This window comes from Skermanella sp. (assembly GCF_059503625.1).
The window spans coordinates 1-18,686 of record NZ_JCACHA010000586.1 but is presented as its reverse complement, the minus strand read 5'-3'; the positions used below and the strand labels follow the sequence as shown (position 1 = coordinate 18,686).

Below are 18,686 nucleotides of genomic sequence, written 5' to 3'. Positions count from 1 at the left end.
CACACGATCGGCGGGTAACAGGTCAGCGCGGCTCTGGTTTCTCAACGGACTGTTAAGCGATCTGAAGTTATACAAAATATAGTTTCCCTTTACAGCAACGCTGAATACCTAGAAATTGGGGTTAATACTGGAGAAAATTTTCGATCAATCAGCGCCGCACACAAAGTTGGAGTTGATCCCAAGTTCTTGTTTGATGCTAAAGCTTTGTGTAGATCAGATAAAAGTGTTGAGCTTCATGAAATCACAAGCGATGATTATTTTGATCACAAATCAGTGTTTCTAAGAAATTTGATGTGATATACATAGATGGGTTGCATACATCTTTACAAACCTTGCGAGACTTTATCAACGCAACATCATTTCTTAAGAGTAATGGTGTGATAGTGATTGATGATGTGATTCCAAATTCCTATCACTCATCTCTTTCAGACCATTCAGCAAGCATCACTCTTCGCAAAGCACTAGGAGTTGCTGACAAGAGTTGGATGGGTGACGTTTACCGGGTAACATTTTTTTTACAAACATTCTTCCAACAGTACCGATTTGCAACAATTCAGGAGAATCATGGACAAACAGTAGTTTGGCATGACCGTCGGCCGGCAACTGAGATCGGGCACCGTACGATTGAGGAATTGGGGCGCCTGCCTTTCGAAGCTACGATCCAAGAGAGAACCGTTTACAATATGCAACCCTTCAACAATATCATGGAAATATTAAGCCAACATGTGAGAAAATAAATATATCTGTATCGGCTTTTTTGAAGCTATTTGACCGCTTGGCGTTCAGTGCAAGCAGCCAAATAGCTTTAATTGTTCCCGGGTGATCGTGCTAACAGCCGACTTGATGTTTAGAGGTGTGACCTTCTTATTTGATCCCCTAAGCCAACCTTTCCATCCAGTATGCCATAGTCTCTGATCGATCGGTCTTTTGCGCCAGCCTAACTCCCGGCGGTTCCTAGATCCATGCTACAACATTTTATCCTACTATGTGCTTGATAACAGAAAAAATTCCTAGTATGGTTTGCTTCTCTCAAAGCCAAATGCGCTGTCGTGCGCGCCGGGTAGAGAGATGCTGTGCACACCATTTTAAATAGAGTGAGACGAAATGGAATCCTTCCAAATCCTTGATGACGTTATGGGGAAGAGTAGCGGTGTCCTTCCCTTTTCAACTAGTAATTTTGCTCTTGTTCTATCTCCCGGTCTGGGGAAGACCATTACTGTACCACCCAATGCGCAGGTAGCCTTGTTCTCCGCCACCGGAAACCTCTGGCTGAGCGTGGGCAGCGCTCCCGCCGTCCCCGCAGCTGACATCCTGGATGGCACCGCCCCGGAACTAAATCCTGGCGGACGCACGGTCAAGCCGGGACAAACGCTGGGTCTGGTGGCGCCTGCGGCTTGCACCGTCAATCTGTCCTTCTACGGGTGCCCCCATGAGCAGCGTCTTCCACACGCCCCCTTTGCCGGACCTGTCCGGCCTAGCCCCCCGTGCCAATCCCACCTTCACCGGTACCGCCGGCTTCGCTTCCGTCACCGTCTCGGGCACCGCCTCCTTCGGCGGCGGCCTGACGGTGGACGCCTTCCCCAGTATCATCGGCTCCGGCCAAATGGACAGCGGGACGGCGCTGACCCTCTCGCCCATCAGCGCCGTGGTGCGAGTCCGGCTGACCGGCAACGCCACTCTGACGCTGCCCCCATCGCCCGCCCTGGCACCCAACGCCCGCACCATGCTGGAAGTGGAGCTGGTGCAGGACGGAACGGGCGGCCGAACGGTGACTTGGGCCGCGTCATCCGGCGACACGATCGAGTGGGACTATTCGTCGGTCGCGCCGGCGATCGCCACCGGCGCCAACAAGGAAACCCATCTGGTATTCCGCCGCCGCGCCGGGTCCGCCACCTGGTACGCCGCCAAGATCTGGCAGGGGGTCTGACATGATCCGGCGTGCCTCCGGCTTATCAGCGGGCAGATATCCGGTCCCGAACCTGGACCTGAACTATGCGGCCTCCCGCTCGCTGTCCGGCATCGAAACCTTCACCCGCGCCTCGTCGTCCTGGGCCTTCAACAGTGCCGGCGTGCTCACCCAATACGCCGCCAACACGCCGCGCTTCGACTATGACCCGGTGACTTTGGCGCCTCGCGGGCTGCTGATCGAGGAGCAGCGAACCAACCTTTTCCTGCGGAGTGCGGATTTCCTTGATGCGGCATGGAGCAAAACCCGCGTGTTGGTTTCGGCGAATGCGACCGCCGCTCCCGACGGCACCACCGCCGCCAGTAAGATCGTGGAAACCGCGGCGGCCGGCTCTCACCTGATGCGACAGGGCATCGGAACGACTACGACCGGGCAGACATTTACCACGACCCTGTTTGCCAAGGCCGCGGAACGCAGCGTGTTTACAATGCTATGCGCTGGAGCCACTCTAAACCGCAGCGCCCATTTCAATCTGTCGACGGGGACGGTGACTGCCGGCGGTACGGGACTGGCAGGGTCGCACTCCATAACCCCAGTCGGAAATGGATGGTATCGGTGCGAGCAGACATTCGTCATCGATAGCGGCGGCACTGGGGCCTATGTCGATTACCGCCTGTCCAATGTCGCTAACCCAATCTCGACCGGAACATCATACACCGGCGATGGCGTATCCAGTCTTTATCTGTGGGGCGCCCAACTCGAAGCGGCCCCCTTCGCCACCAGCTACATTCCGACCACCTCCGCGTCCGTCACGCGCGCCGCCGACGCATGCGGCATCCCGATTTCAGCATTTGGGTTCAACGCGAACGAATGGAGCATTCTGGTAGAAGCGCAGTATCTTGGTAACAATAGTACCGGCGGAGGTCAGCGCATAATCCAGATCGATGACGGCACGAACACAAATCGCGCAACGCTACTCCTGGACCATATCGCTTCGGCAGGTCGCTTCGCCGTCGTGTCATCCCCAAACAACGCCAATGTCGTAGTGGCATCCGGCCTGCCGTCAGCGGGAGAAACCTTCAGGATCTCCGGAGGTTATGCCGTGGATAACGTCGTGTGTTCTTACCGGGGGGCCTCCTCGTCCATGGACGGCACCGTCAGTCCCCTGGCTCCACTAACGACCTTGCGCCTTGGAGCCAATGCCATCGGCACGGAACGGTGGAACGGCTGCATCCGCCGCGTCGCCTACTTTCCCCGCCGCCTCGACAACGCCACCCTCGGAAGGATCACGTCATGATCGATCACCGCTGGCACGGCTCGCCCGAAGCCGTCGCGGCCGCCCTGCCCGGCCAGCCGAACATCATCGGACCGCGCACTCTCGACGGCATCGCCTATATCTGCGTAAGGGCGGACGAGCCGCTCGCCATACCCGCCGGCCTTTCGCAATTTAAAGCTGTCCATGATGACATTTGATTACATTTAGGTCCAGGTAGGGGGTGTCATCATCGCGCGCTCCGAGTATCCCGAACTATCTCTCTCCACCTTCGTACTCCGCCGAAAGTAGGGGCAAGTAATAGATCATTAATCGATTCGTATGATGCTGCCGGCTGAAGTCCTGTCACCACTTGAAGCTGTCCGGGGAGACCTTGTCGTCTCATGTTGAAGTTGCCTCCCGCCCCAGCCGGCGCGCATCAAGTGTCCTGTTCACATAGCGGCCTGCTGACGCTCATCGACGTGGTACGGCATCGCGGCGTCCATCTTTCCCTCGATCAGCTCGTGCGCGACAACTTCCTGGGCGACCACGAGGTCTCCATGGCGCAGCTGGCGAAGATCGCCAGGGCCAACGGCTTCCGTGCGGCGCCGGCCCGGATGCAGTGGGACCAGCTGGCCGGCCTGGGCAAGGCGCTGCCGGCGATCGTCCGGTTGCGCAGCGGCGGCTACATGGTGATCGCGGAGGTCCGGACATCGCCCCAGGGCGACCTCGTGATCCTCCGCGATCCGCTGGCCGCACCCGACGCCGTGCTGGTGCTGGACGAGGCACGCCTCAGGGCGGTCTGGGACGGTGCTGTCCTGCTGGTCAAGCGCCAGCACAAGGTTTCGGATGCCGGCCAGCCGTTCGGGATGCGCTGGGTCGTCGGCCAGATCCTCCGGGACAGCCACCTGATCCGCGACATCCTGCTCGGCAGTCTGTTCATCAGCGCCTTCGCGGTGGCGCCCATCATCTACTGGTCCCTGCTGTTCCGGATCGTGCTGCCCCGCAACAGCCTCGACACCCTGAACCTGCTGGTCGCCGGGTTCGTCTTCGTCGTCGTCTTCGACACCATCCTCGGCGCGATGCGCAGACACATAATCCTGCACATCGTGTCCAAGGCCGATATCCGCATGGGACACCATGTGTTCGACCGGATGCTGAGGCTGCCGATCGGTTTCTTCGAGAATACGTCGACCGGGCAAGTTACCTCCAAGCTCGGCGAGATCGGCCGGATCCGCGGTTTCCTGCTCAACAGCGTGTTCGGGACGCTTCTCGATTCGATCTGACTGATCGTCTTCACACCGGTCCTGTTCTTCGTCAGCACGCCGCTGTCGCTGCTGGTGCTGGCCGGCTGCGCCGCGATCCTGCTGGCGAACCTCGCCTTCATGCCGGAACTGAACCGGCGGCACGAAAGACTGGTCCGCGCCGAGCGCGACCAGTACTCCCATCTGGTCGAAACGGTCCACGGCATGCGCACGGTCAAGACTCTGGCCCTCGACGCCCGGCAGCGCACCCTCTGGGACCTCCTCGTGGCGCGCACCGCACGGGAGCGGATCGCCTTCGGCCGGGTTCAGAACTCCATGAAGACGGTGATGGCGCCGCTGGAGAGCCTGCTGCCGATCACCGTGCTGACCGTCGCCGCCTATATGATCCTGGGCGGCGACTCGCCTCTCGACATGAGTTCGCTGATCGCCTTCGCCCTGCTCACAGGCCGCACGATGGGTCCGCTGCTGGGCATCGCCAAGCTGGTCGAGCGCTACCACGAGGCCCGCGGCTCGATCGCGACCATCGCGTCGGTCGTCAACCATCCGGCGGAGGAAGGGCTCTCCGGCACCGGCGTCCTCACTCCCCTGAAGGGGACGATCGAACTGATCGACGTCAGTTTCCGCTATCCCGGCACCGTCGTTCCGGCCATCGATGGTCTCAACCTGCTGATCCCGTCCGGATCGACCATCGGCATCGTCGGGCGCAGCGGCTCCGGGAAGACCACGGTCACCCGCCTGCTCCAGGGATTGCAAGCGGATTACGGCGGGCTGATCAAGTTCGACGGCATCGACATCCGGCAGTTCGACCTGACCCATCTCCGCTCCAGCATCGGAGTCGTCCTCCAGGACAGCTTCCTGTTCCGCGGGACGATCCGGGAGAACATCGGCATCGCCAAGCCGAGCTGCACCCTCGAAGACATCGCGGCCGCGGCGCGCCTTGCCGGGGCCGAGGAGTTCATCGAGCGGCTGCCGCGCGGCTTCGACACCATGATCGAGGAAGGCGCCGCCAACCTGTCGGGCGGCCAGCGCCAGCGGATCGCGATCGCCCGCGCCCTGCTGACCAATCCCAGGATCCTCATCCTGGACGAAGCGACCAGCGCGCTCGACCCCGAGAGCGAGGCGATCCTGAGCGCCAACCTGAAGCGGATCGCGTTCGGGCGGACGGTCGTCATCATCTCGCACCGGCTGGCGTCGCTGGTTTCTTCCGATGCGATCCTCGTCCTCGAACGCGGCCGTCCGGCAGCGCTGGGCAGGCATCAGGAACTGCTTGCAGATTGCCGGCTCTACCGGGACCTGTGGACTCAACAGAACGGCCATCTTGGCCAGCAGAACGGCCATTTTGGCCAGGAGACAAGCCGTGGCACCGGGTATGTTTCGATCAGCCCGCCGGCAGCGTGACGCCGCGCGGCAGCTCGTCAACGACTTCCAGTCGGAATCGGCCGAGATCGAGGGTGCGGCCGATCCGGTATCCGCACGCCTGACGCTCCACACCATCGCCTTCATGTTCGCGGCGGCCATAGCCATCGCGTCGGTCACCCATGTCGACCGCATGGTCGATGCCTCGGGGCATCTGGTTTCGACGGCGCCGACCATCGTGGTCCAGCCGCTCGACGATTCGATCATCCACAGCCTGACCGCGCGCGTCGGCGATTTCGTCCGCGCCGGCACCGTGCTGGCGACCCTCGACCAGACCTTCACGGCGGCCGACGTCGCCCAGCTGGAACAGCAGCTCGGCAGTCTCCAGTGCGAGATCGCCCGACTGAAGGCGGAGCGCGACCAGACGCCGTTCACGCCGCAGCCGGGAGCCAGCGAAACCTACTGCTCGCTTCAGCTCGCCTTGTGGAACCAGCGCAAGGCGCAGTTCAAGTACCAGATCCAGGATTACGACCAGAAGATCGAGAGCATGGCCGCCGCCATGCGGCGCGGCGAAAAAGACGTGGAGCATCTGGCGGCCAGGCTGAAGCTGCTGGCCGAGATCGAGCAGATGCGGTCCTCGCTGGAAAAGACCCAGTCGGGCAGCCGGCTCAACTATCTCGTCGCCAGCGACGACCGCCTCAAGGTGTCGATGGACCTCGCCTCGATCGGCAACGTCATCCAGCAGAACCGGCACGACCTGGAATCGCTGAAAGCCGCCCGGGAAGTCTACGTCAACCAGTGGCGCTCCCAGATCTTCCAGGACCTGGTCACCCGGCAGAACGCGCTGGACATGGCGCGGGAGCAGATGGCCAAGGCTTCCAAGCGGCAGGATCTCGTCCGCCTCGTGGCTCCCGAGGACGCCTTCGTCCTGGAAATGGCGAAGCTTTCTGTCGGGTCGGTCGTCCAGAACGCCGAACCGCTCTATACTCTGGTGCCGCTGAACGAGCCGCTGGAAGCCGAGGTGCTGATCAATACGCGGGACATCGGCTTCGCCCAGGCCGGCGATCCGGCCAACGTCAAGTTCGAGGCGTACGACTATCTCAAGCACGGCTGGGCCACCGGGTCGGTCCGCTTCATCAGCGAGGACACCTTCATCCCGCCAGGATCGACGATCCCGTTCTACAAGGCCCGGATCCAGCTGGCCTCGACCGCCTTGAAGAACGTCCCCGACAATTTTCGGCTGATCCCCGGCATGCCGCTCTCGGCCAATATCCGGATCGGTTCGCGGACGGTCCTGTCCTATCTCGTGCGCGGGCTGCTCCGCAACCTGAACGAAGGGATGCGCGACCCTTGATCGACACAGCGGGCGCCGGCAGGAACGATGATCCGATTGCGGACGGGAGAGCATGGGCAAGCTCCTGACACGCATAACCGGCTGGATCGCGCCCCGGTTCTGGACGAAACGCCTCGTGGCGCGGTCGGCCAGGGCGGAAGCCCGCGGCGACCACCGCAAGGCGGTCAAGGGTTTCATAACAGCCGCCGAGCGAGGGGATCCGGAAGCGCGGGTCCGGCTCGCGACGCTGCTCCGTCTCGGGCGGGGCGTGCGCCGCAATCTGGCCGATTCGGCGCACTGGTGCCGGCTGGCCGCCGAGGCCGGCCACCTGCGGGCACAGTACGAGCTCAGCCTGATGCTTGCCCTTGGCTCCGGCAAGGGCAGCCACGACGATGCCGAAACGCGCTGGTATCAGGCGGCGGCTCAAGCCGACCAGGCCTCAGCCGACCGGCATTTCCGGCTGATGTATCCCAACGGGCTGCGCCTCGAGCGCAACCTGCCGGAAGCGGTCCGCTGGGCGACCGTGGCGGCGACCAGCGGCCATCCCAAGGCGCAGGCTCTGCTGGCGTCCTTCTATCTCGATGGACGGGGGGTGGACCGGGACCTCGGTCAGGCCGGACGGTGGTTCGCCGCGGCCGCCGGCCAGGGCGAACCGGCGGGCCATCTCGGCCTTGGCCTCATGGCGCGGCAATCCGGCGATTTCGCCGCCGCGGCGGAGCATTTCCGCTTTGCGGCGGAAGCCGGGAACGCCCGCGCCAGCTGCGAACTGGGAGACCTCCACAGGGCCGGCCACGGCGTACCGCGCGACTGCGCGAGCGCCATCGGCTGGTTCCGCCGGTCGGCGGAAGCGGGCTACGCCCAGGGGCAGTACAGGCTTGGATTGGCGTACCTCGAGGGTGAGGGAGTGGACCGCTCTCCGGACACTGCCGAAACCTGGCTCCGCCGGGCCGCCCTTCAGGACGACATCGCCGCGATGATGGCGCTGGGACGCCTCCACGCCGATACCCAGGGCAGCGTCGCCGACCCGCGCGAGGCGGAGATCTGGTTCCGGAAAGCCGCCGGTCAGGGCAGTACCTCGGCGATGATGGCGCTCGGCCGGATCATGGCTGCCGGTGGACCGGGCCGTCCGAAGGAGCCGGAGGAAGCGGCGCTGTGGTTCCGGCGTGCGGCCGAAGCCGGCCATGCGGGAGGGCAGCTGATCCTGGCGCGCCTGCTGCTTGCCGGCCGCGGCATCCCGGCCGACCCGGCCGAGGCCGTCCTGTGGCTGATGCGAGCCTCCGGGCAGGACAATGCCAACGCACAGTACGAACTTGGACTGCACCTTGAGCAAAACGGCGGCGAAGCGCCAGAGGGGACGGATGCCGAGGACTGGTTTCGCCGGGCAGCGGAACTCGGCCACCCGGAAGCTCAGGCGCGTCTCCGGCTTCTCGACGGCCTCCCCGATGCCGGATAGCCCGCTCCCCCGTGTCGCTGGCGGCACTCACCCACCGTCGATCGCCGCCCTGATCTCCCTCAGCACCAGCTCGACGTTTTCCGGACTGAGGAAGGAGAGCGGCATTGCGGTGGAGATCGCGGTCGTCGTTCCGCCGCCGCGCTCCCGGATCGGTATGGCGATCCCGCCGCACCCCGGGATGATCTCGCCAAGGTCCAGCCCGTATCCCGTCTCGACCGCACGGCCGACCATCCGGTGGACCATGTCGAGGCTGACGTTGCGCTGGACGAAGCGGTCAGTGTTGGCCTTGAGGATGAAGTCGCGGGTGCCCGCGTCCTGCATGGCGAGGATGCTGGCGCTGCCCGGACCCAGCCCCATCGGCAGCCGCCCGCCGACGCCGTTGGTCAGCGCCTGGATCGGCGCCGTGCCCATCTGCATGTCGAGGACGACGGCATCCGTGCCGGCGCGCTCCATCAGGTAGATGCAGTGGCCCAGCCGTCCGGCCAGCGCCATCAGGGCCGGACGCCATTTGCGGACCTTCTCCGCCGCGGTGTTCTGGCGGCACGCCAGCGCGTAGATCGAAGGCCCGAGCCGGTAGTTGCCCCGGTTCTGCGACTGCTCGACGAAGCCGTGCTTCGCCAGCGCCATCAGGGTGCGGTGGACGGCGGGTTTCTGCTCGCCCATGCGGCCCGCGATATCCTTGAGGGCCAGCCCTTCGGAACCTGCTTCTCCCAGGACCAGCAGTACCGAGGCGGCGCGTTCGGCGTTTGTCGATGAACTGAGTCCCGTCATGTTCTGATTATCCGAACAGAGTTCTTTATATACTCTGATAATAAGAATTCTATTGACCGGCAAGCGGAAACGCGATGAGCTTGGTTCAGCATCGGAACTGGCAAAGGCTCCCAATACTCCGCGAGTTTCCTGCCGAAAATTCCCCGATACTCAAATAAGAGGTAGACCCGACGCAGGTTTGCCCCCTACCGAACGTGAGGGGTCATGAATCAGAGAGACATTGAGTACTTCGTAAAGGTAGTCGAAGCCGGGAGTTTCTCTCAAGCAGCTATCAAGCTTGGCAAGACTCAACCTGTGCTGAGCCGGCATGTCCGCGACCTGGAGACGGACCTGCGCGTTTCATTACTTTACCGGAATGGGCGCGGCGTCGTCCTGACCGAAGCTGGCGAGCGGCTTTACGCCCGCGCCACCGCCATTCTCGAGCAGCTTGCCGAAGCCCGCAGCGAAATGCTCAACCTGTGCAAGGGCGGCATCGACAGCGCCGCCATCGGCATGCCGCCCAGCGTCGCCCGTGTCCTGACGGTTCCGCTCGCCCGCACCGTCTACGCCAGGTTCCCCGACATCAAGCTGCGCTTCACCGAAGCCTTCAACGTCCATCTGCTGGAATGGCTGTCCAGCGGCGCCATCGACCTCGCCATCCTCTACGCCAACGAAGCGACCCAGCGCCTCAACGCCGAACCGCTGCTGACCGAGCGGATGCACCTGATCGCCCCGGCGGAGCGCGGCTGCCTGCCGCCGCAGACGCCGGCCGCGGCATTGGCCGGACTACCACTGGTGCTGCCGAGCCGCCACAACGGGTTGCGCCAGCAGGTCGAAACCTGGGCCACCCGCCAGGGACTGCACCTGAACATCCGCGCCGAATGCGACTCGATTTCTTCCATGCTGCGGCTGGTCGAGGGCGACATGGGCCACACGATCCTTCCCGCAAGCGCCGTCCAGGCCGAGCTGGAAGCTGGCAAGCTGGTCAGTTCGCTGATCGTCGAACCCTTCCTGGAGCGCTCGCTGGTTCTGGCCATCCCCAGCAACCGAAGCGTCACGTCCGGCATGGGCGAGCTGGCGCGCCTCGTCAAGCGCCAGGTGCGTGCCCTCGGCACGCCGGCGGAACCCGTCTTCGTCCCGCCGCCGAAGGCAGCGCCAGAAATCCTGATGACCGCCTGAAGACTGGATAACATTCATGACCGATGTCGTCGTCATCGGCGCCGGGATCAGCGGAGCCGCGAGCGCCTACGAACTTGCCCGCCGGGGCTTCCGCGTGACCTTGCTGGACCGCTACGCGCCGGCCGCCATGGCGTCGGGATGGACGCTCGCCGGCGTCCGGCAGTCGGGCCGCCATCCCGCCGAACTGCCGCTGGCGACCGCCGCCGTCCAGCGCTGGGCCGGACTGGCCGATGAACTGGACGGCGAGACCCGCTACCGCCGCAACGGCAACCTCCGCCTGGCGCGGACCGCCGGGGAAGTGCCCGTCATCCGCAGTCTCGTCGAACAGCAGTCGGCCGCCGGACTGGACGTTGCGCTGCTCACCGGCGCAGCCGATGTCCAGGCCGTAGCCCCGGCCGTATCGGACCGGGTCATGGCCGCCTCCTGGTGCCCCAGCGACGGCTCCGCCGATCCACACGCGACGGTGCTCTCCTACGTCGCGGCTGCGCAAAGATTGGGCGTCGAGATGCGGTTCGGCGAACGGGTGCGCCGGATCGAGACCGTCGAAGGCCACGTCACCGGCATCGCCACCGATACCGGCATGATCGCCGCGGCCCACGTCGTCGTCTGCGCCGGCATCTTCGGCAACGAGCTGCTCGATCCGCTCGGGCTGGCCGTGCCCCTTCAGGTCCCGATGGTCACCGTGCTCCGCTCGGTCCCGATGCCGGCGGCGCTGGGTCCGGTGATCGGCGTCGCCAACGCCGACTGCGCCGGACGGCAGGAAGCCGACGGCCGTTTCCGCGTCACCAGCGGCCTGGAGACATGGCACGGCGGCATCGATCACGATGGACCGAGACCGGCGGTGCGCCCGACCATGGGCAGCATCGCCGAGGTGGTCCGCCTGTTCTGCCAGGTGGTCCCCGCCTTCAGGGAAGCCCGCATCGACGAGACATGGGCCGGCCTGATCGACCTGACGCCCGACGGCCTTCCCGTAATCGACTCGCCGGCCGGGCTGGACGGCCTGACCGTCGCCATGGGCTTCTCCGGGCACGGCTTTTGCTTAGGTCCCGTGACCGGGACCATCGTCGCCGACCTCGTGGAAACGGGGGGGACACCGTTCCCGATCGCTCCCTTCGCTCTCGGACGCTTCAACGACCGCAGACAAGCCGCCTTCGAACCCTTGAGCCTGCACGGCTGAAAACAGGCTGCGCATTCCATCAACAACGACACGCAAACCCGGATCAAGCGGAAGAGACTCCATAACAACCGCATCCGGCACTTCTTCCAGACAGGGAAGGTTATCCGTGAAGAACTTCCATCTCACTTTCTGTACGGCGCTGCTAGCAGGCTTCCTCGGCAGCACCGCCGCCCATGCCCAAGGCGCCGATCATCTCCGCATCGCCGCCGCCGGCAACGACCTCGGCACCCTCGACCCCCACCGCGCCACGGCGACGCCCGATATCGGCGTGGTCTCCATGATCTTCAACGGCCTCGTCCGCATCACGCCGGGGAAGGCCAACCCCGAGGCGGTCGAGCCGGATCTGGCGACGAGCTGGACCAGTTCCGACGACAAACTGTCCTGGACCTTCAACCTGCGCGACGATGTCCAGTGCCACGGCGGGGGCAAGCTGACCGCCGACGACGTCGTCTATTCGCTGAAACGCGCCGCGTCCAAGGACAAGTCCAGCTTCTTCGCCGAATATTCCGCCTTCCTGGCGGTCGAAGCGGTCGATCCGAAGACCGTCAAGATCACGCTGTCGAAGCCGGTGCCAGGATTGCTGGGACTGCTGGTGCCCTACCATGGCGGCAACATCGTCTGCAAGGCGGCGGCCGAGCAGGCCGGCGACGGCTTCGCCCGCAAGCCGGTTGGGACCGGGCCGTTCGAGTTCGTCGAATACCAGCCGCAGCAATTCGTGAAGCTGAAGGCGAATGAGGCCTATTTCCGGGGATCGCCGCAGATCAAGGAAATCACCTACCGCTACATCCTGTCCGACGCCAGCCGCGACCTGGCCTATCAGTCCGGCGAGATCGACCTGTCCTACGGCCGGCAGGACGACAACTGGATCAAGCGGATGCGCCAGCTTCCCAATTCCAAGGTCGGCGTCTTCGGACCGGGCGAACTGTACAACGTCCACCTCAACATGACGCAGAAGCCGCTCGACGACGTCCGCGTCCGGCAAGCCATCGCCCATGCCGTCCAGCGCCCGGCGCTCGCCAAGTACAAGGGACAGGAGATCGCGCGGGAGGCCGACAGCGTCGTGCCACAGGGCTATCTGGGCCATGAGAGCGTCGGTTTGGCCGACTACAGCCCCGACAAGGCGAAGAAGCTGCTGGCGGAGGCGGGCTATCCCGACGGCGTCACGATCAACGCCATCCAGACCACCCTGCCCTCCATGATGAACACGATGCAGGCTGTTCAGGCGCAGTTGAAGGCATCCGGCATCACGCTCAACCTGGCGCCGGTCGATCACCCGACCTTCCATTCCCAGATCCGCCAGGACCTGTCGCAGGTCGTGCTCTACGCCGCCGCCCGCTTCCCGGTCGCCGATACCTACCTGACGCAGTTCTACGAATCCGACGCCATCGTCGGCAAGCCCTCCGCCGTCACCAATTTCTCCCATTGCGCCGTCGCCGACGCGGAGATCAAGGCCGCCCGGACGGAGACCGACGCCGACAAGCAGAAGTCCCTGTGGGCCGAAGCCCAGCGCAAGATCGTCGATCAGGTCTGCTCGGTCCCGGTGTTTGAGATGCTCCAGGCCTGGGCCTGGAAGGAAAGCCTCGACTTCGGCTACCCGGTCGAAGGCTCGCTCAGCCTGATCCCGCCGGTCACCGAGAAGACCCGCTTCGTAAACTGATCCCGCATCCAGGAACCGACAATCCAGGAACCGACAATGACAGCCTTCATCCTGAAGAGGATCGGCTTCGCCGTCATCACGCTGTTCGCGGTGCTCACCCTGGTCTTCTTCATCGTGCGGGTGCTGCCCGGCGACCCGGCCTCCGTCGTGCTGGGCGAACAGGCGAGTGCGGCCAGCATCGAGGCCATGCGCCAGAAGCTCGGCCTCGACCAGCCGATGGTGTTCCAGTACCTCGACTTCCTGGGCGGCGTGGTCCGGGGCGACTGGGGCGTCTCGATGGCGACCGGCAGGCCGGTGGTGGCGGAAGTCCTCAACGTGCTGCCCTACACGATCGAGCTGACGGTGGCGGCGCTGATCCTCGGCCTCGCCTTCGGCGTGCCGATGGGCATCTGGGCGGCGGTCAACCGCAACCGCATTCCCGACTACCTGACCCGCATCGTCTCGCTGCTGGGGCTGTCGGCCCCGGCCTTCGTGTCGGCGGTGATCCTGCTCCTGCTGTTCGCGATCCAGTTCCGCTGGTTCCCGGTGATCAGCTCCGGTCAGGACACCAGCCTGGGCGGCAAGCTGCGCGACTTGGCACTGCCTGCCGTCAATCTCGGCCTGATCATGGCGGCCTACATCACCCGCGTCACGCGGTCGGCCATGCTGGAGGTGCTGAGCCAGGACTACGTCCGGACGGCGCGGGCCAAGGGCGTCCCGAACAACGTCGTGGTCTGGCGGCACGCCTTCCGCAATTCGCTGATCCCGGTCGTCACCGTCGTCGGCCTGTATCTCGGCATCCTGATCGGCAACTCGGTGCTGACCGAGATCGTCTTCAACCGGCCGGGCCTGGGCAAGCTGATCGTCGGGGCGCTGGGGCAGCGGGACTACACGATGCTCCAGGGCATGATGGTGATCTACACCTTCATCGTCGTGGTCGTTAACCTGCTCACCGACCTCGTCTATGGGCTGGTCGACCCCAGGGTGCAGTACCGATGACCGGCAGCACGGAGAAACGCATGGCCCCCGGCCGCTTCGGACAATCGGAACTGGGGGCGGTGGCCGCGATGGCTTGGCGCGCCACCGCCCGCGCCTTCCGGATGAACGCCACGACATCCATCGGCGCCATCGCGCTGCTGATAATCGTCCTGTCGGCGCTGCTGGCGCCCTGGATCGCCCCCTACGATCCGCTCGAGCAGAACATCCTCGAATCGCTCCAGCCGTCGTCGGCCTTGCACTGGCTCGGCACCGACTACTATGGCCGCGACACCCTGTCCCGCATCCTGTACGGCGCGCGGCTGTCGCTGCTGATCGGCCTGCTGTCGATCCTGCTGGCTGTGGTGGTCGGCACGCTGATCGGGCTTGTCTCCGGCTATTTCGGCGGCAAGCTGGACATCGTCATCATGCAGGTGATGGACGTGATCCTGGCGTTCCCGTCGCTGATCCTGGGCCTGATCCTGGTCGCCATGCTGGGCGCCAGCGTCACCAACCTGATCCTCGCCATCGCCTTCACGGCGATCCCGGCCTTCGCCCGCATCGCGCGGGCGCCGACCATCGCCCTGCGGGAGCGGGAATTCGTCCAGGCCGGGCGGGCGCTGGGCTATTCCGACAGCAGGATCATGTTCCGCCACCTGCTGCCCAACATCGTCCCCGACGTGCTGGTGATGGCGTCGCTCTGGATGGCGACCGCCGTCCGGGTCGAGGCCTCGCTCGCCTTCATCGGCCTCAGCGTCGCACCGCCTACGCCCACCTGGGGCGGCATGGTGCGGGAAGGGTTCGAGAATATCCTGGACAGCTACGCGCTGGCCCTGTTCCCCAGCCTCGCGGTGCTGATCCTGGTGCTGGCCCTCAACCTGATCGGCGACGGCTTGCGCGACGCGATCGACCCCAACCTGAGGACCGAGTCATGACCGGAACCGTGGAACCGGTGCTTTCCGTCGAAGGGCTGCGGATCGAGTTCGCCGGACGGAGCGTTGTCGAGGACCTGGAGTTTTCGGTCGATGCCGGCGAGACCGTCGCCGTGGTCGGCGAATCCGGCTCCGGCAAGAGCGTCACCGCCCTGTCGATCCTGCGCCTGCTGCCGTCCTCCGCCCGGATGAGCGGCAGCATCCGGCTCGCCGGCCGGGACCTGCTGTCCCTGAGCGAGACGCAGATGCGGGAGGTCAGGGGCGGTCAGGTCAGCATGATCTTCCAGGAACCGATGACCAGCCTGAACCCCGTCCTGCCCGTCGGTTTCCAGGTCAAGGAAGCGCTCCGCTACCACAGCCGGGGCAGCGACAAGGAGTGCGAGGCGGAGGCGCTCCGGCTGTTCGACCGCGTCCGCATCCCCGACGCCAAGCGCCGCTTCAACCAGCACCCGCATACCTTCTCCGGCGGCATGCGCCAGCGGGTCATGATCGCGATGGCGCTCGCCTGCCGCCCCAAGCTGCTGATCGCCGACGAGCCGACGACCGCCCTGGACGTCACGGTCCAGGCCCAGATCCTCGGCCTGCTGCGGGACTTGCAGCGGGAAACGGGCACCGCCGTCCTGTTCATCACCCACGACATGGGCGTGGTGGCCCAGATCAGCGACCGCGTGCTGGTGATGCGGCACGGCAGGCTGGTCGAAAGCGGCACGGCGGAAGGCGTCTTCGGCGCTCCCCAGCACGCCTATACCAAGATGCTGCTGGCGGCGGTGCCGCGCCTGGGCGATATGGCGGGCTCGACCGGGCCGCGCCGCTTCAGCGAGACCGGCGCCCTTGTCGAGGCCCCGAAGCCCGAGCGCAAGCCGATCCTGGAAGTCCGCGACCTCGTCACGCGCTTTCCGGTCAAGGGCGGCTTCTTCAACCGGACCGTCGGCAATGTCCACGCGGTCGAGCGCGTCTCGTTTACGGTACGGGAAGGCGAGACCCTGGCGTTGGTCGGTGAGTCCGGCTGCGGCAAGTCCACGACGGGGCGCAGCATCCTGAGACTGGTCGAGCCTGCCGCCGGCTCCGTCCGCTTCGACGGGGAAGACATCCTGAAGCTGGACAAGCGGGCGCTCCAGGCGGCGCGACGCAAGATCCAGATGATCTTCCAGGACCCCTTCGGCTCGCTCGACCCGCGCCAGACCGTCGGCTCGGCCATCGCGGAACCGATGCTGCTGCACGGCATCGCGGACAAGGGGCAAGTCCGCGACAAGGTCGCCTATCTGCTCCAGCGCGTCGGGCTGGAGCCCGGCCACGCTACCCGCTTTCCCCATGAATTCAGCGGCGGCCAGCGGCAGCGCCTGTGCATCGCGCGTGCCCTGGCGCTTCAGCCGAAGCTGGTCATCGCGGACGAGGCGGTGTCGGCCCTGGACGTGTCGATCAAGGCGCAGGTGATCGACCTGCTGCTCGACCTCCAGGACGAATTCAACCTGGCCTACCTGTTCATCAGCCACGACATGGCGGTGGTCGAACGGGTCAGCCACCGGGTCGCCGTCATGTACCTGGGCGAGATCGTGGAGATCGGCCCCCGCGCCGACGTGATCGGCAATCCGCGCCACGACTATACCCGCCGGCTGCTCGCCGCCGTCCCGGTCCCCGACCCGCGCCGCCGGACACTTGACCGCGCTCCGCTCGGCGAGGAATTGCGCAGCCCGATCCGGCCCCTGAACCACACGCCGGAAGCGCGGAACTTCATCGAAGTGACGCCGGGCCATTTCGTCCAGAGCGCCGTTTGAACCAAAAGACTTTACGGAGGAATCCTTGAGCCAGACCGTTTCCTGGGGCGTCCTGAGTACCGCCAAGATCGCGCGGGAGAAGGTGATCCCCGCCATGCAGCGCGGCACGCTTAGCCGCATCGACGCCATCGCGTCGCGCGACGCCGCCAAGGCGGCCGAAACGGCGGCGTCGCTGGGCATCCCCAAGTCCTACGGCAGCTACGAGGAGCTGCTGGCCGATCCGGACATCCAAGCCGTCTACAACGCCCTGCCCAACCACCTCCATGTGCCCTGGACACTCAAGGCGCTGGAAGCGGGCAAGCACGTGCTCTGCGAAAAGCCGGTCGCCCTGTCGGCGGCCGAAGCCGCCGAAATCGTGGAGGCGCAAGCCCGCACCGGCCTCGTCGTGGCGGAAGCCTTCATGGTGCGCCACCATCCACAATGGCGGCGTGCCCGCGAGATCGCCGCGAGCGGCAGGATCGGCGAGGTCCGCGCCGTGCAGACCTTCTTCTCCTACTACCTGACCGATCCGGACAACGTCCGCAACAAGGCCGATATCGGCGGCGGCGCGCTGTACGACATCGGCTGCTACGCCATCTCGACGGCGCGCTATATCTTCGGTGCGGAGCCTGAGCGCATCGTCGGCTTGATCGACCGCGATCCCGTGATGCTGACCGACCGGCTGACCAGCGGGCTGGCCGAGTTCCCCGGCAACCGGCACCTGACCTTCTCCTGCGCCACCCAGCTCGTCCCGCATCAGCGGGTGACGATCAGCGGCACCAAGGGACGGATCGAGGTCCAGATCCCCTTCAACCCCACCCCCACCCAAGCAACGCGCCTATTGATAGACGACGGCACCGATCTGGCCGGCAGCGGCATCGAGGTCGAGGAGTTTCCGCCCTGCGACCAGTACACGCTTCAAGGTGAGGCCTTCTCCCGCGTCGTGCTGGGCCAGGAGGAACTGCCGCACCCGATCGGCGACGCCATCCTCAACATGCGCGTAATCGACGCCTTTTTCCGCTCGGCCAAGGCCGGCACCTGGGAGCAGCCATGACCACCACCTCTACCCGCCGCGTCGCCCTGATCTCCGGCGCCAACCGCGGCATTGGACTCGCCGTCGCCCTCAAGCTCGCCGAGTCCGGCTGGTCGCTCAGCCTCGGCGTCCGCGACCCGGCGAAGCTGACGCAAGTCCCCGGCGGCGCCGACACCCTGGTCCACCGCTTCGACGCCACCGATCCGGCTTCGGAAAAGGCCTGGGCCGAGGCGACGGCGGAACGCTTCGGCCGGATCGACGCCGTGATCGCCAATGCCGGCATCATGATCCCGAAAACGGTGATCGAAGCCGACGACGGCGACATCGACGCCCTGATGCAGGTCAACGTCAAGTCGCCGATGCGGCTGGTCCAGGCGGCATGGCCGTTACTGACGGCATCGGGCAAGGGACGCGTCATCACCATCGCGTCGCTCTCGGGCAAACGGGTGAAGAGCGCCAAGTCCGGCACCTACGCCATCAGCAAGTTCGCCGCCATGGCATTGACCCACTCGATCCGTCAGGCGGGCTGGGACCAGGGCATCCGCGCCACCGCCATCTGCCCCGGCTATGTCGCGACCGACATGTCCGCCCCGCTGACCAACCGCCCGCCGGAAGACATCACACTGCCCGTAGATATCGCCCGCATAGTCGCCTTCTTCCTCGACCTTCCCATCACGTCGAGCAT

The 18,686-nt window shown here is 64.9% G+C and carries 16 protein-coding genes and 1 pseudogene; 16 read left to right on the top strand and 1 reads right to left on the bottom strand.

Annotated features, from left to right (window positions below):
• The first annotated feature begins 293 nt into the window (after window positions 1-293).
• The 8 genes and pseudogenes from AC5JJ6_RS14820 to AC5JJ6_RS14785 all read left to right on the top strand — a co-directional run bounded on the left by AC5JJ6_RS14820 (window position 294) and on the right by AC5JJ6_RS14785 (window position 8,565).
• A complete protein-coding gene (locus AC5JJ6_RS14820; RefSeq protein WP_496042787.1) occupies window positions 294-737 on the top strand; it encodes a hypothetical protein in 444 nt (147 codons plus the stop codon).
• 692 nt (window positions 738-1,429) lie between these two features.
• Window positions 1,430-1,927: a hypothetical protein gene (locus AC5JJ6_RS14815; RefSeq protein WP_496042786.1), complete on the top strand. Its 498-nt coding sequence runs from the start codon at window positions 1,430-1,432 to the stop codon at window positions 1,925-1,927.
• Between the two features lies 1 nt (window position 1,928).
• Window positions 1,929-3,203, top strand: a complete 1,275-nt coding sequence (locus AC5JJ6_RS14810) for a phage head spike fiber domain-containing protein (protein ID WP_496042785.1) — start codon at window positions 1,929-1,931, stop codon at window positions 3,201-3,203.
• On the top strand, window positions 3,200-3,379 hold the full coding sequence (locus tag AC5JJ6_RS14805) for a hypothetical protein (protein WP_496042784.1): 180 nt from the start codon (window positions 3,200-3,202) through the stop codon (window positions 3,377-3,379). The genes AC5JJ6_RS14810 and AC5JJ6_RS14805 overlap by 4 nt, the downstream gene beginning before the upstream one ends.
• Window positions 3,380-3,562: 183 nt before the next feature.
• Window positions 3,563-4,873, top strand: a pseudogene (locus AC5JJ6_RS14800) (ABC transporter transmembrane domain-containing protein); the annotation flags it as partial.
• Window positions 4,874-4,876: 3 nt separating this feature from the next.
• Window positions 4,877-5,821, top strand: a complete 945-nt coding sequence (locus tag AC5JJ6_RS14795; protein WP_496042788.1) for a peptidase domain-containing ABC transporter — start codon at window positions 4,877-4,879, stop codon at window positions 5,819-5,821.
• Entirely contained in the window at window positions 5,781-7,133 is a 1,353-nt protein-coding gene (locus tag AC5JJ6_RS14790) for an HlyD family type I secretion periplasmic adaptor subunit (protein ID WP_496042783.1), read from the top strand. The genes AC5JJ6_RS14795 and AC5JJ6_RS14790 overlap by 41 nt, the downstream gene beginning before the upstream one ends.
• 52 nt (window positions 7,134-7,185) lie before the next feature.
• Complete coding sequence (locus AC5JJ6_RS14785; protein ID WP_496042782.1) at window positions 7,186-8,565, top strand: tetratricopeptide repeat protein; 1,380 nt, start codon at window positions 7,186-7,188, stop codon at window positions 8,563-8,565.
• Window positions 8,566-8,592: 27 nt separating this feature from the next.
• Here the strand turns inward: AC5JJ6_RS14785 and AC5JJ6_RS14780 are convergent, their stop codons facing one another.
• Entirely contained in the window at window positions 8,593-9,336 is a 744-nt protein-coding gene (locus tag AC5JJ6_RS14780; RefSeq protein ID WP_496042781.1) for an IclR family transcriptional regulator, read from the bottom strand.
• Window positions 9,337-9,540: 204 nt separating this feature from the next.
• On the opposite strand from AC5JJ6_RS14780, the gene AC5JJ6_RS14775 reads away from it, so the two are divergent.
• The 8 genes from AC5JJ6_RS14775 to AC5JJ6_RS14740 form a co-directional block, all read left to right on the top strand.
• A complete protein-coding gene (locus AC5JJ6_RS14775; protein WP_496042780.1) occupies window positions 9,541-10,494 on the top strand; it encodes a LysR family transcriptional regulator in 954 nt (317 codons plus the stop codon).
• Between the two features lie 16 nt (window positions 10,495-10,510).
• The gene (locus AC5JJ6_RS14770; protein WP_496042779.1) at window positions 10,511-11,671 is read left to right on the top strand and encodes an NAD(P)/FAD-dependent oxidoreductase; all 1,161 of its coding nucleotides are present in this window, start codon (window positions 10,511-10,513) and stop codon (window positions 11,669-11,671) included.
• Between the two features lie 106 nt (window positions 11,672-11,777).
• Window positions 11,778-13,328 carry an ABC transporter substrate-binding protein gene (locus tag AC5JJ6_RS14765; protein ID WP_496042778.1) on the top strand — a complete coding sequence of 517 codons (1,551 nt, stop codon included), beginning with the start codon at window positions 11,778-11,780 and terminating at the stop codon, window positions 13,326-13,328.
• 36 nt (window positions 13,329-13,364) lie between these two features.
• Window positions 13,365-14,306, top strand: coding sequence for an ABC transporter permease (locus AC5JJ6_RS14760; RefSeq protein ID WP_496042777.1), 942 nt, complete (start codon window positions 13,365-13,367; stop codon window positions 14,304-14,306).
• A complete protein-coding gene (locus tag AC5JJ6_RS14755) occupies window positions 14,303-15,217 on the top strand; it encodes an ABC transporter permease (RefSeq protein WP_496042776.1) in 915 nt (304 codons plus the stop codon). The genes AC5JJ6_RS14760 and AC5JJ6_RS14755 overlap by 4 nt, the downstream gene beginning before the upstream one ends.
• Window positions 15,214-16,989 carry an ABC transporter ATP-binding protein gene (locus tag AC5JJ6_RS14750; protein WP_496042775.1) on the top strand — a complete coding sequence of 592 codons (1,776 nt, stop codon included), beginning with the start codon at window positions 15,214-15,216 and terminating at the stop codon, window positions 16,987-16,989. The genes AC5JJ6_RS14755 and AC5JJ6_RS14750 overlap by 4 nt, the downstream gene beginning before the upstream one ends.
• A gap of 25 nt (window positions 16,990-17,014) precedes the next feature.
• Window positions 17,015-18,022, top strand: a complete 1,008-nt coding sequence (locus tag AC5JJ6_RS14745) for a Gfo/Idh/MocA family protein (RefSeq protein WP_496042774.1) — start codon at window positions 17,015-17,017, stop codon at window positions 18,020-18,022.
• Window positions 18,019-18,686, top strand: a 668-nt coding sequence (locus AC5JJ6_RS14740) for an SDR family NAD(P)-dependent oxidoreductase (protein ID WP_496042773.1), incomplete at its 3' end; no start/stop codon positions are given. The genes AC5JJ6_RS14745 and AC5JJ6_RS14740, both read left to right, overlap by 4 nt.

Coding starts and splice junctions, on each gene's coding strand:
- AC5JJ6_RS14770 (WP_496042779.1), top strand. CDS start 10,511: ATGACCGATGTCGTCGTCATCGGCGCCGGGATCAGCGGAGCCGCGAGC.
- AC5JJ6_RS14760 (WP_496042777.1), top strand. CDS start 13,365: ATGACAGCCTTCATCCTGAAGAGGATCGGCTTCGCCGTCATCACGCTG.
- AC5JJ6_RS14785 (WP_496042782.1), top strand. CDS start 7,186: ATGGGCAAGCTCCTGACACGCATAACCGGCTGGATCGCGCCCCGGTTC.
- AC5JJ6_RS14750 (WP_496042775.1), top strand. CDS start 15,214: ATGACCGGAACCGTGGAACCGGTGCTTTCCGTCGAAGGGCTGCGGATC.
- AC5JJ6_RS14795 (WP_496042788.1), top strand. CDS start 4,877: ATGGGTCCGCTGCTGGGCATCGCCAAGCTGGTCGAGCGCTACCACGAG.
- AC5JJ6_RS14805 (WP_496042784.1), top strand. CDS start 3,200: ATGATCGATCACCGCTGGCACGGCTCGCCCGAAGCCGTCGCGGCCGCC.
- AC5JJ6_RS14815 (WP_496042786.1), top strand. CDS start 1,430: ATGAGCAGCGTCTTCCACACGCCCCCTTTGCCGGACCTGTCCGGCCTA.
- AC5JJ6_RS14780 (WP_496042781.1), bottom strand. CDS start 9,336: ATGACGGGACTCAGTTCATCGACAAACGCCGAACGCGCCGCCTCGGTA.
- AC5JJ6_RS14810 (WP_496042785.1), top strand. CDS start 1,929: ATGATCCGGCGTGCCTCCGGCTTATCAGCGGGCAGATATCCGGTCCCG.
- AC5JJ6_RS14775 (WP_496042780.1), top strand. CDS start 9,541: ATGAATCAGAGAGACATTGAGTACTTCGTAAAGGTAGTCGAAGCCGGG.
- AC5JJ6_RS14755 (WP_496042776.1), top strand. CDS start 14,303: ATGACCGGCAGCACGGAGAAACGCATGGCCCCCGGCCGCTTCGGACAA.